The sequence below is a fragment of the Cellvibrio sp. KY-GH-1 genome (genome assembly GCF_008806975.1).
Classification (GTDB): domain Bacteria; phylum Pseudomonadota; class Gammaproteobacteria; order Pseudomonadales; family Cellvibrionaceae; genus Cellvibrio.
Window position 1 is genome coordinate 1,744,644 of sequence record NZ_CP031728.1, and the last position, 14,990, is coordinate 1,759,633.

The 14,990-nt window shown below is 49.2% G+C and carries 10 protein-coding genes; 4 read left to right on the forward strand and 6 right to left on the reverse strand.

Annotation, left to right across the window (positions count from 1 at the left end; all coding sequences use genetic code 11):
- Nucleotides 1-4: 4 nt before the first annotated feature.
- Nucleotides 5-925, reverse strand: a complete 921-nt coding sequence (locus tag D0C16_RS07435; RefSeq protein ID WP_151031726.1) for a LysR family transcriptional regulator — start codon at nt 923-925, stop codon at nt 5-7.
- A gap of 283 nt (nt 926-1,208) precedes the next feature.
- Between D0C16_RS07435 and D0C16_RS07440 the strand changes: the two genes are divergently transcribed.
- From D0C16_RS07440 to D0C16_RS07455, 4 genes are all read left to right on the forward strand, one after another.
- Entirely contained in the window at nt 1,209-2,186 is a 978-nt protein-coding gene (locus D0C16_RS07440) for a DUF1852 domain-containing protein (protein ID WP_151031727.1), read from the forward strand.
- Nucleotides 2,187-2,265: 79 nt separating this feature from the next.
- The gene (locus tag D0C16_RS07445) at nt 2,266-3,297 is read left to right on the forward strand and encodes a methionine synthase (RefSeq protein ID WP_151031728.1); all 1,032 of its coding nucleotides are present in this window, start codon (nt 2,266-2,268) and stop codon (nt 3,295-3,297) included.
- 31 nt (nt 3,298-3,328) lie between these two features.
- Entirely contained in the window at nt 3,329-3,820 is a 492-nt protein-coding gene (locus D0C16_RS07450; protein ID WP_151031729.1) for a flavin reductase, read from the forward strand.
- A 120-nt stretch (nt 3,821-3,940) separates the two neighbouring features.
- Nucleotides 3,941-4,741, forward strand: coding sequence for a sulfite exporter TauE/SafE family protein (locus D0C16_RS07455; protein ID WP_151031730.1), 801 nt, complete (start codon nt 3,941-3,943; stop codon nt 4,739-4,741).
- A gap of 105 nt (nt 4,742-4,846) precedes the next feature.
- Here the strand turns inward: D0C16_RS07455 and D0C16_RS07460 are convergent, their stop codons facing one another.
- The 5 genes from D0C16_RS07460 to D0C16_RS07480 form a co-directional block, all read right to left on the reverse strand.
- The gene (locus tag D0C16_RS07460; RefSeq protein ID WP_151031731.1) at nt 4,847-6,850 is read right to left on the reverse strand and encodes a TonB-dependent siderophore receptor; all 2,004 of its coding nucleotides are present in this window, start codon (nt 6,848-6,850) and stop codon (nt 4,847-4,849) included.
- Nucleotides 6,850-8,859 carry a TonB-dependent siderophore receptor gene (locus tag D0C16_RS07465; RefSeq protein ID WP_151031732.1) on the reverse strand — a complete coding sequence of 670 codons (2,010 nt, stop codon included), beginning with the start codon at nt 8,857-8,859 and terminating at the stop codon, nt 6,850-6,852. The genes D0C16_RS07460 and D0C16_RS07465 overlap by 1 nt, the downstream gene beginning before the upstream one ends.
- 161 nt (nt 8,860-9,020) lie before the next feature.
- Nucleotides 9,021-11,507: an EAL domain-containing protein gene (locus tag D0C16_RS07470; protein ID WP_225318941.1), complete on the reverse strand. Its 2,487-nt coding sequence runs from the start codon at nt 11,505-11,507 to the stop codon at nt 9,021-9,023.
- Nucleotides 11,504-14,254 carry a response regulator gene (locus D0C16_RS07475; RefSeq protein WP_151031733.1) on the reverse strand — a complete coding sequence of 917 codons (2,751 nt, stop codon included), beginning with the start codon at nt 14,252-14,254 and terminating at the stop codon, nt 11,504-11,506. The genes D0C16_RS07470 and D0C16_RS07475 overlap by 4 nt, the downstream gene beginning before the upstream one ends.
- Nucleotides 14,254-14,796 carry a YfiR family protein gene (locus D0C16_RS07480; RefSeq protein WP_151031734.1) on the reverse strand — a complete coding sequence of 181 codons (543 nt, stop codon included), beginning with the start codon at nt 14,794-14,796 and terminating at the stop codon, nt 14,254-14,256. Before D0C16_RS07480 ends, D0C16_RS07475 begins: the two co-directional genes overlap by 1 nt.
- Between the last annotated feature and the right edge of the window lie 194 nt (nt 14,797-14,990).

Genomic DNA, 14,990 nt, shown 5'->3' on the forward strand with positions numbered 1-14,990 from the left:
GTATTTATGAACTCACCTGAATAACACCTTGCAGATTTTTGAGGCAGTGCGCTTGCGCGAGCTGCAAAAAATCCTGCACAAATGGAGCTTGCACCTGCTCTTCACGAACCGCGGCATATAACGTGGGCCAAATACCTTTAAGACCCGCGGAGCGCACGCTAATTAGCCCTTGAAGGACATACTCAGCCAGCACCCAATTGGGCAGCGCACAGACCCCGCGACCGCTGGCAACCAATTGCACCATCATGAGTGTTAATTCCGAGGTACGCACCGCTTTCGGCTCAAGGTTTGCCGGCCCCAAAAACTGGTTAAAAATATCCAGACGATTGCGCGCAACCGGATAGGTAATTAACGTTTGGTCCACCAAATCCTGCGGCTGTAAAAATGGCTTTTCGATCAATGAATGATTGTTTGCCAGTGCGATTTGCATTTCATAGCCAAATAGCGGCACATACTCCACTCCTTTAATCGCTTGCGGATCCGACGTAATCACCAAATCAATATCACCTTGTGCCAATGCGGGCAGCGGCTCAAAGGTAAAGCCACCGGAAAAATCCAGCTCAATGCCAGGCCATTGGTTGCGATAAATATCAATCGTCGGCATCAGCCAGTTAAAACAGCTGTGGCATTCAATCGCCATATACAAGCGCCCCGCTTCTCCATGCACTAACTTTTTAACATCGCGCTCAGCTTCAGCAACTTTAGCAATTACGTCATCCGCCAATTGCAAAATGCGTTTACCGGCTTCGCTGAAACGCAAAGGGCGGCTTTTACGGATGAACAACTCGCATTCCAACCGGGATTCCAGTTCTTTTAACTGGTGGGACAAGGCTGATTGGGTGAGGAACAACCGTTCAGCAGCCTCCACCAGACTACCGGTTTCGCGTAACGCTATCAGGGTTTTTAAATGGCGGATTTCGATCATATAGATAACCTCAAATGTACAAACAACCCCACCCTAACCCTCCCCTTAAAAAGCGGGAGGGAACTGGTCGTGCTCCGCATTTAGCACTGGCTTTTCAAGAAGCACTGCTTTTAGCTCCTCCCCTTTCAAAGGGGAGGCTGGGAGGGGCTCCCCCATTAAACATTAAAAATATTCATATTTAAACTGAAAATTATCAGTTTGATTCATGTTGCCAGCTCGATGAGAATGCCCCCATACCAATCCGGTCCCGGATTTATCTCAGAAATCAGGTTGCAATATCACGATGAATACCGACTTTACCTTCGCCATTAAAAGCATTCGTTTTGATGAGAATTATCTCCCCTCAGACACTACGCGCATTACTACTAACTTTGCCAACCTGGCCAGAGGTGAGCGTCGCCAGGAGAATTTGCGCAACACCCTGAAGATGATTGACAACCGTTTTAATGCCCTTGCGCACTGGGATAACCCCAAAGGCGATCGCTATACAGTCGAGTTGGATATCATTTCTGTGGATATTAATGTTGAGGGTAATGGACATACCTTCCCGTCGATCGAAATATTGAAGACCAGCATTGTGGATCGCAACACGAACAAACGCATCGAAGGTATTGTCGGGAATAATTTTTCTTCTTATGTGCGCGATTATGACTTTAGCGTGCGCCTGTTAGAGCACAATAAAAACAAAACCACCTTTAGCATTCCGGAAAATTTTGGTGATTTACATGGAAAACTTTTTAAAAGCTTCGTGAATTCGAGTACCTATTCAGAGCACTTTACCAAACCCCCGGTTATCTGCCTGAGCGTTTCGGATAACAAAACCTATCATCAAACTGAAAATCAGCATCCCGTTTTGGGTGTTGAATATCAGCCAAATGAGTCATCGCTGACCGAGCAGTATTTCAAGAAAATGGGATTATCGGTTCGTTATTTTATGCCGATCAATAGCGCCGCACCTTTGGCCTTTTATTTCTTTGGCGACTTGCTGAGCGATTACACGAACCTTGAACTGATCAGCACCATCAGCACTATGGAAACATTTCAGAAAATTTATCGCCCGGAAATTTATAACGCCAATGCGGCAGCTGGAACTTGCTATCAGCCAAACTTGAAGAATCAGGATCACTCATTAACACGAATTGTTTATGACCGGGAAGAGCGTAGCCGTCTGGCTATCCTGCAAGGGAAATTTGCTGAGGAACATTTCATTAAGCCGCACCAGACCATTCTTGAGCGATGGTCTGCCAGCTTTGCGCTTTAATCGTTAGCAAGTTACCGGTTTTAATTAGCCGGAAATTTTCCGACTTACACAATACCCTATTTAAGCAAGACTACTTTTTATGAAAAAACTATTACCCACATCAACAGCGGGCAGCTTGCCAAAGCCCTCCTGGCTTGCTCAACCTGAAACGCTGTGGTCACCATGGAAATTGCACGATCAGGAATTAATTGACGGCAAACTAGATGCTTTGCGCTTGTCATTACACGAACAAGAGCAAGCGGGAATTGATATTGTCGGTGACGGCGAGCAATCGCGCCAACACTTTGTTACGACATTTATTGAACATCTGGACGGCGTTGATTTTACAAAACGTGAAACCGTTAGAATTCGCGACCGTTACGATGCGAGCGTGCCCACGGTTATTGGTGCAGTTTCTCGCCAAAAACCGGTGTTTGTGGACGATGCTAAATTTTTACGCCAACAAACCAAGCAACCCATTAAATGGGCCCTGCCAGGCCCCATGACGATGATCGATACGCTTTATGACGCGCACTATAAAAGCCGTGAAAAGCTAGCATGGGAATTTGCGAAAATTCTTAATCAGGAAGCTAAAGAATTAGAGGCCGCCGGCGTCGATATAATCCAGTTTGACGAACCTGCATTCAATGTGTTTTTCGATGAAGTCAATGATTGGGGTATCGCCGCCCTGGAACGAGCTACTGAAGGGTTAAAATGCGAAACAGCGGTACATATTTGTTACGGCTATGGAATCAAAGCCAATACCGAGTGGAAAAAGACCTTAGGGGCCGAGTGGCGGCAATACGAAGAAATTTTCCCTAAACTGCAAAAATCCACCATCGATATCATCTCACTGGAATGCCACAACTCGCGTGTTCCTATGGAGCTTCTGGAACTCGTTCGCGGTAAAAAAATCATGGCCGGGGCTATTGATGTCGCAACCAATACCATTGAGACCCCCGAGGAAGTGGCCAATACCCTGCGCAAGGCCCTTAAATTTGTCGATGCCGACAAGCTCTGCCCCTGCACCAACTGTGGCATGGCACCTTTATCGCGCCAAGTGGCACGAGACAAGTTAAATGCGTTAAGTGCAGGCACGGAAATCGTTCGCAGAGAACTCCTGGGAAAATAAAATACGTTAGGTTCAATTCAGGAATAAAACGATGATTGACGCAACAGACTTTAGAAATGCAATGTCGTTATTAACAAGCGCTGTCAGCGTTGTTACGACTGCTGGGGTAACTGGTCGCTACGGGTTTACCGCTTCCGCCGTTTGTAGTGTCACAGATACGCCACCGACATTATTAGTCTGCATGAATAAATCATCGTATTTGCATGCAAAATTCGTAGAAAACAAAATTTTAGTAGTGAATGTATTAGGCGCACATCATCAGACTATTTCAAGTGTATTTTCGTCAAAACTGGATTCACCAGAACGTTTTAAACATGGAGTCTGGACAGAACTAAAAACGGGGGCACCCGTCTTAGTGGACTCATTAGTGAGTTTTGATTGTCAGCTGGAACAAGCTCAAACCGTCGGCACACATGATATTTTCATTTGCCGGGTTTTAGCGATTCAGCAAGCCCGGCAGGATCAAAGCTTGGTTTATTTTAATCGGGCTTACCATCAGGTGGGACAAGCGACTAGAGTTTAAAGTATTCGACATTTACAGTGAGCGTTATTTAAACACGTTTTTATTTTACACCATGCTAGTTTAACGTCACCCTTTTATTTACATAACCTTTTTTAAATCAAACCATCAAGTAAGTATGCCGTGGAATTAATATTTTTTTTAGTAATAGGTGCAATAGCAGGATTTTCTGCAGGGCTCTTTGGTATTGGCGGTGGAGTAATCATAGTACCCATCTTGTATACAGTATTTACGCAAATGGGGTATGAGCCTGAGGTTATCATGCATATGGCTCTGGGAACCTCATTAGCAACAATTATTGTGACATCGATTAGTTCATCACTTGCACACCATAAAAATGGTGCGATTATCTGGTCTGTATTTAAAAATCTGGCACCGGGGTTGGTAATAGGGTCTTTTTTAGGAGCAGGCATTGCTGGATCGCTTTCAGGTACAAATTTGCAGCTGATTATTGGTGTTTTTGTAATTTGGGTTGCTTATAGGATGATGTTTGGGTCCAAGCGAATGAAAGAGCATGATTCAGCGTTACCATCCACGATCAAACAACTTTGTGCAGGCACAGGAATAGGCCTGGCCTCCGCAATATTCGGGATTGGCGGCGGAAGCTTAACTGTGCCGTACCTGAATTATTACGGTGTGGTAATGCAAAGGGCGGTTGGAACATCAGCCGCCTGTGGCTTACCTATCGCCATCGCCGGTGCGTTTGGTTTTATCTTTTTTGGTATGAAGGAGCAGGTAAATGTTCCGAATTCCATTGGGTTTGTCCATATTTATGCCTTCCTGGGCATTAGCACCATGAGCTTCTTTAGCGCAAAGTTAGGCGCTAAAACCGCACACGCATTATCCCCAACCAAGCTTAAAAAATGCTTTGCCATATTATTGCTGGCAGTAGGATGTTTTTTTCTGATTAAAGGGCTGCTTTGAGTGCGGATTTATCTAACTGAAATCGGTGCGCAACGCTGGTAAAACGTCGACAAAAAGCCTGGACCTAAACGCAACTCAACCCCCTTCGCTCACGGATGAGCCTTTTTACCACTCCCACCGCCAAACAATACTTGCCTCTCGCCCGCGATTGGGTACGCCACCAAGAATACCTGCGCCTTGTGGTGGTGTTGCATAATCTTTATCGAATAGATTTTTTGCAGCAAGCGAAATACTTTGTTGACGATTGAATTGATACCTAAGCTGAGTATTTCCATACCAGTAGGAATCCAGTGTGGCGCGGCGGGTGCTAGTAAGTTGGTATTCGCGAGCCCCGTTATAAACAGCGGAAAAATTCCAATTCCATTTTCCTTGCTGATAATTTATTCCCATAGAACTAAGCTCATCTGCCTCGCGAAAATAGCTCTCAGGCAAGCTGCGTAACTCGCTATAGTGAGCACGCAGCATCCAGGCAGTATTTATTTGCCATTCAAACCGAACCCCACCGCCATAATGCTCCTGATCTCCACCATTTACATAGCTGCGCACACCATCAATAAAACCGGCGGCAATGGGGTTTTCAAATTTATTGTGATAGATAGTTGCGCCGAGACTGATAGGATTCCACGTGCCTAACCATACCAACTCAGTGGTTTTTACAATTTCATTATCCAGATCGGGATTACCCACCAGCACAGGATTATTAAGCAAACTGGTTTCAGAAAAACTGGGAGCACGAAATGCCTCGCCATAGAGTAATTTCAGCGTATGGTGTTTATTGACTTGATGCACAACACCAATACGGGGGCTGGTACGCCCACTAATCATTTGATAGTAATCATAACGGAGCCCGCCGAGTAGGCGCGTGTCAGCGGTAACGTTATACAAAAGCTGAGCGTACACGCCGCCCGTATTTCTGGAGTCCTCCGCCCCTACTGCACTTTTATGATCGAAATTTCCATAATACGTAATGGGGTATTGGCGCTTAGCCAACTGTTCCAGATCATAATTATTATAGGCTTGGGCTTCTGCCTCGCGCTCGTTCTGCCATTCAACACCAAACTGCGTGCTAACATCAGCGGTAACTTCGACATCATTAGTCAGTTTAATCTGGTATGCCTCACCAAATAATCTAGCCTTGGCAAGCATCGGCTCATTGCTGGATGGTTGACTGATAGCACTTAACGCACCGGCATTGACTAAAATTCCGTGCAGGTATTGACGCATATCGCGATAGCTAGCAGAAATATTCGCTTGCCAATTGTCTGCGGGGTTAAAACCTTGCTCAAATGATAAATAACGCGTTTCCTGGCGATACGAATTAAAATCGTTATTTATTTTTTCCACGACAAAGAAGTCTTCAGCCCCCAACCGCGAAAAAAACACTTTCAATTTACTTTTGTTGTAAGCAAGATTCCAATCAATAATGGTTTCTTCACGTGGGTCACGGGTATGGACACCATTGATCTGGTAGCTTTGTCCATCATCCGCCAATAAGTGAGCATACGCATTGGTTTGCCATGAGCCGGATTCATGCGCGAGATGAATATCCGCCACGCGCTTATTATTTTCCCCCACACCTATGCGAAGCGCTCGCGTTTGTTGACGGCTTACAATATTGATCACTCCGGTAAATGCCCCCGAGCCATAAATTGCCGAGGCAGGCCCGCGAATAATTTCGACTCGTTCGATATTGGCTAATGGATAGAGATAAAGTGCACTGTCCGAACCCCCGGACCGCGGATCAGCAAATGCACGCCCATCAACCAACAATAAAATTTCACGTGACCGCCCCCCTTGGCGCCGCCCGCGAATGCTGTAGGAATAATTAATTGGAGAGTCTGCACTGCGATTAATTTGCATCCCGGGGACCATGGCCAATAATTCGTGCAGGTAATCCAAACCCAGGTTATCTAACTGTTGGCGAGTGAATACTGTGGTGGGCGATGGAACTGTTTTTATCGATTCATCGCGCAGGGTTGCACCGGTAATATTCACTTGCATCAGCTGTTCAAGATCCATCATCAATAACTCTTCTTGTTCAGCATTTACCGCTGCCGCTACAAGCAACAGAGTCGCGCTGAATAGTGTTTTAGAAAAGTTTTTCATCATTAAAATTGCCAATCCATACCTATGCTGGCTTCGCGCCCGCGATTGGGCACTCCGCCCTGAATTCCCACCCCCAAGGCGGGGCTCGAATAGCGTTCATCCAGTAAATTTTTTACGCTAAACCTGACTCGGGTTTCCGCGCTGAAGCTGTAACTCAGTTGCCCGTTGGCAAGCCAGTAACTGGGCAAATCCCCGCGTTGGTTCGCGCTAATCAGGTATTGCCTCACCCCCTGAAAACTGGCCGACAAACTGCAGTTCCAACGGCCACGCTGGTAATTAAATACCGCTGCCGCCAGTTGATCCGATTCTGCAAACGCCGAATCGGGTAAGTCGTAAAGATGGGTGTAGCTCAACCGCATTAACCAATGAGAATCCAACTGATAATGCAGATCCAAGGAAGCGCCTTGCGCCTCCTGATCCAAACCATTGATATAAATCCGCGTAGTACCCTGTATGCCGGCGAGAATGGGGTTTTCGTACTGGCTATAAAAACCCGCAAGTTCCAAGCCCGTGCGCTTTCCTGTTGCTATCCAGGCAAGATTCCAGGTTTTAACCAGTTCGTGATCCAGATCCGGGTTGCCCGCCAGGTAGGGGTTGTTAAGTAAGGCAACTTCAACAAAGTTGGGGGCGCGGAATGCCTCACCATAAAGCAGTTTTAAACTATGCGTCGAATTGAGCTGATGCACTAACCCCAAGCGCGGACTGATATGGTCGCCAATACGTTCGTAATAATCGTAGCGCCCGCCCAAGGTCATGCGTGTTGCAGCGCCCAGATCATATATCCATTGCCCGTAGACGCCGGTCGTGTCGCGGTCAACGGCTTTTTCCACGACTACCGCATAATCGAAATCACCATAGTAAGTCACCAGACCCTGCCGCTTAACCAGCTCCTCCAGGTTGTAATTGGTATGCCCGTAGGTTTTATCCTCTTCTGCATTTTGCCAGTCCAAACCAAATTGCAGGTTCCCCCATTCTTCCAGATTCAGTTCATTGGCCAGAGTTAACTGTGTGGCCCGAGTATTAAAGGTAACTTTTGCCAGCATAGGTTCAGCGCTCGGAGGGTTACTCACCGACACCAAAAGCCCCGCATTTACGAGCGGAGCGTGAAAATGTTGTTCCCCGTCGCGGTAGGCCAGCGTCAGGTGTAAATCCCAGGACTCGGTTGGCTGGAACTTCTGCTCCAGGCTCAGGTGCCGCAATTGTTGGCGATATTCGTTAAAGCCATTGAGCACTCGCTCCAGGGTGTAAAAATCCTCACCTTGCAAGCGATACCATGCGGCCTGAATCCGGCGGCTCTCATCGTGTAAATCCCAATTAACATCCAACTCGCGACGCGCATCGCTGGTAACTCGACCATCACTCAAATGATATGTCTGACCATCATCACCGTAATTGTGAAAAAACAGATCATTCTGCCAATCACCCAGCTGCGCTGACCAACTCCAATCCAACTGATGTCGGTTATCGCTGCCCACGGAAACTTTGATATTGGTTTGACCCTTGCGGGTGATAACGTTGATAACACCGGTATAAGCACCGGAACCATAGAGTGCTGAACCCGGCCCCTGGATGACCTCCACCCGCTCAATCTGCGCTAATGGAAATAACGAAACCCCGGTATCGGCACCCACCGCACGCGGATTGCCAAATAAGCGACCATCAACCACCAGAAGAATTTCCAGTGCACGATTACCCAAGCGACGCCCGCCGGCGCTGTAGGTATAGTTAAAGGGATTATCCGCATTGCGGGTGACCTGAAAGCCCGGCACCAAACGCAATAATTCGTAAAGGTAGTCCAATCCGAGTCGGTCGATTTGATCGCGGGTAAAAACCGTCACCACCGAGGGAACCGTTTTGAGCGACTCTTGCGTCAGGGTCGATCCCGTCACAGGAACATCCAACAACTGTTCCAGATTTAATTGCAGATAAGCCAAATCTTCATCGGCCGCCCAAACAGGGCTGACCGATAAACAAATGACCAAGGCTGTTAACCACACAGACTTGATGAGCATGATCGATTCCTCCTTACCTGGATTACCCGCTTGAACGGCAGGCCCCACTGCAGAAAAATCCCGCGCTATCGACTAACCATAAAAACAGAGCCTATGAAACAGAGTGCACATCCAACGCACACTCGCTCAGCCCGCGTATCAATCTGTCAACTTACACACCTTTAACCGCTGGCTTGAACACTAATCCAACGCTGCAGCCACTGTTCAAAATCGGTCGATGGCAAGGGTTTTGAAAAATGGTACCCCTGCATTAAATGGCAACCCTCGCCATGCAAAATCGCCAGCTCATCGGCCGTCTCTACCCCTTCCGCAATCGTCTCCATGCCTAATGAATCGGCCAAGCGGATAATCGAAGAAATTATGGCAAGCGATGCACTATCCGTTTGCATATCGCGCACAAACGACTGATCGATTTTGAGGATATTGACGGGCAGACGGCGCAAATAATTCAGGCAGGAAAAGCCGGTACCAAAATCGTCGATGGCGATGCGGTAACCCTGGTCGCGAAATGCCTGTAGCACCTGAATGGAAACTTCCATATCAGTCATCAACATACTTTCTGTCAGCTCAAGCTCCAGCGCGCTGGGCGGCGTGCCCGCCGTTTCCAGCAACCCCTGAACTTCATTGAGAAAACCGGCCTGATGAAATTGCAGCGCCGAAATATTTACACTAACGACCAAATCGCCAAACCCGGCTTCGCGCCAATGTTTGACCTGACGAGCGGCCTCGCCAATGACCCAGGCACCGAGCGGAATAATCAAACCAATTTCTTCAGCGATAGGAATGAAATGATTGGGCGGCACCAGTCCGCGCTCCGGATGGCGCCAGCGTACCAAGGCTTCCGCACCGTAAACATGTTTGGTACGCGCATCGATTTGCGGCTGGTAGTGCAATTCAAATTGACCGAAATCCAGCGCCGAGCGCAAGTCATATTCCAGCTTGAGCCGATCAAGCGTGCGCGCATTTAAAATCGGTGTATAGAACTGATAATTGTTGCGACCTTTTTCTTTGGCGAGATACATGGCGGCATCAGCATTTTTTATTAGCGTGCTGGGTGTATCTCCATCGTCCGGGTAAACCGCTATGCCAATACTTGGGCTTAAATGCAGAGGCATATCTTCCACTATGTAGGGCTTTAATAATTCCTCGCGCAATTTAATGGCCACTTCCGCGAGGCTACGCTCATCGCGCACACGCGGCAGGAGCACCACAAATTCATCGCCACCCAGGCGGGCCACCGTATCGTCATTGCGCACCGAACTGGTAAGACGCGCTGCTGTTTGTCGCAGAATTTGATCGCCGGCGCTGTGACCGAGTGAGTCATTAATATTTTTAAAGCGATCGAGATCGATAAATAAAATGCCCACTTTTTCCCCGCGACGTTTAGCAGTATTAATCGCCATTTCCAGGCGATCATTTAACAACGCGCGATTGGGCAATTCCGTCAGGCTGTCGTGATGAGCAAGGAAGTCGATACGCTCGCGCGATTTTTTTCGCTCGGAAATATCGCTAAAGATGGCGATGTAATTTTCAGCCTGCCCCTCCGCGTTTAATACCTGACTGATAGAATACCAGGTGGGAAATTTCTCACCATTTTTCCGGCGATTAACCAGTTCACCCTGCCAATGGCCGCGCTCTTTTAATACCGATACCAGGTTGCGGAAAAAACCGTGCGAATGCAGTTGCGCACCGACTTTGGCAGTGTCGACACCGAGCACTTCCTCTTCCATAAAACCCATCATTTTTTCGTAGGTTTTATTGACCAGAACGATGCGCAATTTGGCATCAGTAATTAAAATCGCCTCGTTACTACCCTCAAACACTTTGGCCCACAGACGCAATTCTGATTCCTGTTGTTTGCGCTGGGTAATATCGCGCACCACCATGACCATTTCATCGCGCTCACGCAATAACAACCGTGCCTCCCAAGTGCGCAGGTGATTTTTTTGCGTCCATTCAAATTCCACCAACTGCTCACCCTGGCCGGCAAACACACGGCGAATGGGTGTCGCAAGGCTGCGATAAACCGGGCCGGGCAAATGGCCATCGCCCGTTTTTGGATCGTGAATCACCCACTCTTCCATATCATTTACATAAGCGCCCACCTGCATATCCAACACGTGGCCATCGCGATCAATACGCAAAATAATGTCGGGAATTCCGGCAAGCAATGCGCGGGTTTTTCCCTCGCTAATGCTTAAATCGCGAAACGCCTTACTCGCACGCAAAATAAATTGGATGCGATAAGGCAAGGTGCCCCAGCTCACTGGCTTGGTAATGAAATCAGTTGCGCCGGATTCATACGCCTGATGGATAGAGTTGATGTCATCCAGGCCCGTAACCATCGCAATGGGCAAGTCTTTACCACCGGGCAAGGCCAATAATTCGCGACACAAACTGAAACCATCACCATCGGGCAATAGCACATCCAATAACACTATGTCCGGGCGGTGCGCGCGAAACTGCGCGACCGCGCTCACGCAGTCTACCGCTTCCATCACCTTATACCCGGCGCGCTCCAGAGTGATACTGGTAGTCAGCCGTGCTGCTTCATCGTCCTCAACAACTAATACCCATTCCCCTCCCGGGGCACTGCCGAGATTGATAACTGCGGGTTGGTTGGCGATAACAGCACCGGAATTCTTCACTGGACTTGCTCCTCCTGCTCCAGCAGGGTTAACGCCTGCAGTGACAATTCGTACAAAGATTGAATGGCTTCCAACTGGCTATCGGCTTGTTCCATATGCCCTTGGCGTGCACTGGCCTCACACTCACGGCAGGCAGCGGCCAACTCCACCAACCCCAAGTTGGCCGCGCTGTTTTTGAAATTATGTGCCGTTTTATAGGCGGCTTCGGCGTTGCGGTCTTCAACTGCGCGACCTAGCTGCGCCAGTAAATCAGGGCTGGTACTGCGAAATAACTGGATAATCCGCAGCAATAAACCCTCGCGCAACTCACGCAACTGGCGAATAACCTGCTGGTCAATCTCAATATCCACACCGGCAGCCGATAGCGTCTTGCTCGTCGTAGGAATCCGTTGGCCGACCCCATTCGCGATAGGCCAATCTTCCACCTGGTTATCCGCGCGCGCGCGCAACCAACGCGATAACACCTCATGCAGCTGCTGCTGGGAAAATGGTTTGCTCAGGTAATCATCCATGCCTTTCGACAGACAGTGCTCGCGATCTCCACTAATGGCATTGGCGGTAAGTGCAATAATGGGTAGGCCAGGTAACCCCAAATCTTTCTCGCGCGCGCGAATCCGGGCGGTGGCGTCAAAGCCATCCATAATCGGCATCTGACAATCCATTAATACCAAATCAAAATTCTCAAATTGCACGTGCTCCAGCGCTTCCTGACCATTATTGGCGATCTTCATGGACACACCCAGCCGCTGCAACATAACGCTGGCCACTTCCTGGTTTACCGGGTTGTCTTCCGCAAGCAGAATCCGCCCATGCAATTTAGGTAATTTGGCTTCTACGCCAACCTCAGTCGGCTGTAGAGCCCGTGCGTTCAGGTCACCGGCAATGGTTTGGGCGATTAGATTATGTAATTCGGATTGTCGTACCGGCTTAAGCAGCAAAGGGGCACGCGCCGCTATGTCCGGGCGCGCGGCCATGCCCGCGGAACTGAGCACAATGATCGCCAAGTCTTTGAAACGACCGTCTGCGGTCAGGGCATCCAACAGTTGGCCCCCATCCATTTCCGGCATCGCCCAATCGGTCAACATCAGATCAAATGGAGTTCCCGCTTGATGCTGCTGCACCAATAGCGCCATCGCTTCAGGAGCGGATGCCGCCATCACCGGCGACATTCCCCATGACTTTAACCAGTAATCCAGAATCTCACGATTCGTTGGGTTATCGTCGACCACCAAGGTGTGCAACTTGCCAAATCCATCGACTAATTGATAATCCTGCGAGTCTTGTACGCGCTCCAATGTTAACGAGAATTGGAAGCGGCTACCTTCGCCCGGCTTGCTGGAAAGCTTTATCTCCCCGCCCATCATTTGCACCAGGCGTTGGGAGATTGTTAATCCCAAACCCGTGCCGCCATATTTGCGCGCCATGGAGGAATCAGCCTGGGTGAAGGATTGGAACAGGCGCCCCTGTTGCTCGTCAGTAATACCAATACCAGTGTCACGTACACAGAATGCCAGTTGCACGTCGTCGCCCTGCTCGGCCAACAAGTTAACTTCAATCTCTACTTCGCCCTTTTCCGTGAATTTAATGGCGTTGCTGAGCAAGTTCGTCAGAATCTGGCCCAAGCGGGCAGAATCACCTACAACGGATAACGGAGGCAGTGGAGTTTTACATAGCAGCTCCAACTGCTTGCCCTGGGCAATAGGGGCATAGCGCTCTGCAATATCTTCTATCAGTAAGTTGAGTTGAAAGGGCCGGTACTCGAGTTCAAGTTTGCCCGCCTCGATTTTGGAAAAATCCAAAATGTCGTTAATGATCAGCAATAAGTCTTCGCTGGAGCGGCGTGCTACCCGCGCAAAACGTTTTTGCTTGGAGTCCAGTTCGGTGTCTAGCAACAAGCCCGTCATGCCCATGATGCCGTTGAGCGGAGTGCGGATTTCGTGGCTCATCACCGCCAGGAATTCGCTTTTGGCTTTACTAGCCGCTTCAGCCTGAACGCGCGCAGTTTCCAGTTCCAGCGTACGGGCGATAACCCGCTGCTCTAATAATTCGCGATGCTGGCGCAACTCACCGTCCTGCGCCTCTATACGATCCAACATATTGTTAAACCGCAGCGTGAGCTTACCCACTTCATCCTGGACAACCGGGTTAGGTGCGCGCTCCTGATAGTTACCCTCATGACCTATCTGTTGAGCGATTTCACTAAGAACGCCGAGTGGGCGCAACACTGAAGTGATGAGCACCCGCGCCAAAATTCCACAGGTCAGGATGGCAACCAGCGCAATCACCAAAATCCAGATTACCTGGCTATAAAATTCCCGCCGCAAGGGTTCCAGGGTGATATCCAACTCCAGCTGCCCCAGATTTTCACCTTCCCAACCCACCTGAACTTTTACCTGGGTATCTAGCGGCATAGTTGCGCCGGCACTTTGGTAATCCGCTAGCACCTGCCCGTTAGCCAATTGCAGGCGCGCCGCCAATACCTTGGGCTCAACCCGCAATGCATCCAGAGTTTGGTCGGCCGCTTCTGCATCCACAAACATACTCGCAGCACCCAGGTTAATAGCGGTAGCCTCCGCCAGTACTTGAACCTGCTTGTTGATTTGGTCACACACATAATTGTATTGCTGCCAACTGCTGGCGAGACTCGCCCCCAACACGGCAATACTGGTGAGCAACATGGCGAGTAACCCCATACGTCGCGCCAATGAGGCGGACTTCGTCGGGGCGGCAGCGTTAGAGAGTGCCATTATCGCGCGCCTCCCACTTGTTTTTTGGCCAACTTAAGTAGCTGGCTACTAACTTTAACGCCCGCTTGCTTGACGGCGGGTTCATTAATTTGAAATTCAATACGATCTTCCCGGGTTCGGTTTAATGCGATGGCAACGCGCCCATCTTGTTGATCCGGCTCATCCATAACCAGTATTACGCCGCGCGGCAAGGCAGCGGGTAGCGGCAGATCTGCGCCCGTCGTAGGGACATACACCAAATGGCAGCGGCCCATTTGCGGCTCCACATCACTGGCGTTATCCAGAAATAGCACCCTGATAGTTGCCTTCTGGTTGCTTTTATTATTGATTTGGCTCAGCGACTCCCGCGTCACGTCCGTGGCACCCAATACACACAAATAGAGATCATCGCCAGTGCGCTCAGGCCACTCGATAAACTTGAGGAAGTTGTAGACGAAAGCCACGCGTAACCCTGCCTCGGATGCCTGAGCCGATGCCATTTGACCCTGAAGCAGAAGCAGAAGCGCAACACCCGAAATCAGGTATTGGCACATTGCGCCCATCGACCTTTTCACCCACTCAACCAAACACACCTCCCCTGCTGGTCTCCATCCGAACTTCCATGACTAACCCCTGAAAGCACGCTATTGATCAATCACGTAAGACCCGTCAATCAATCACATGAGAATAGACCAGAGTTTTAAAACCCGTGAAACTAAGGCGCCAGAAAATACGCAGCAGAGGTAATTAAGAGCCT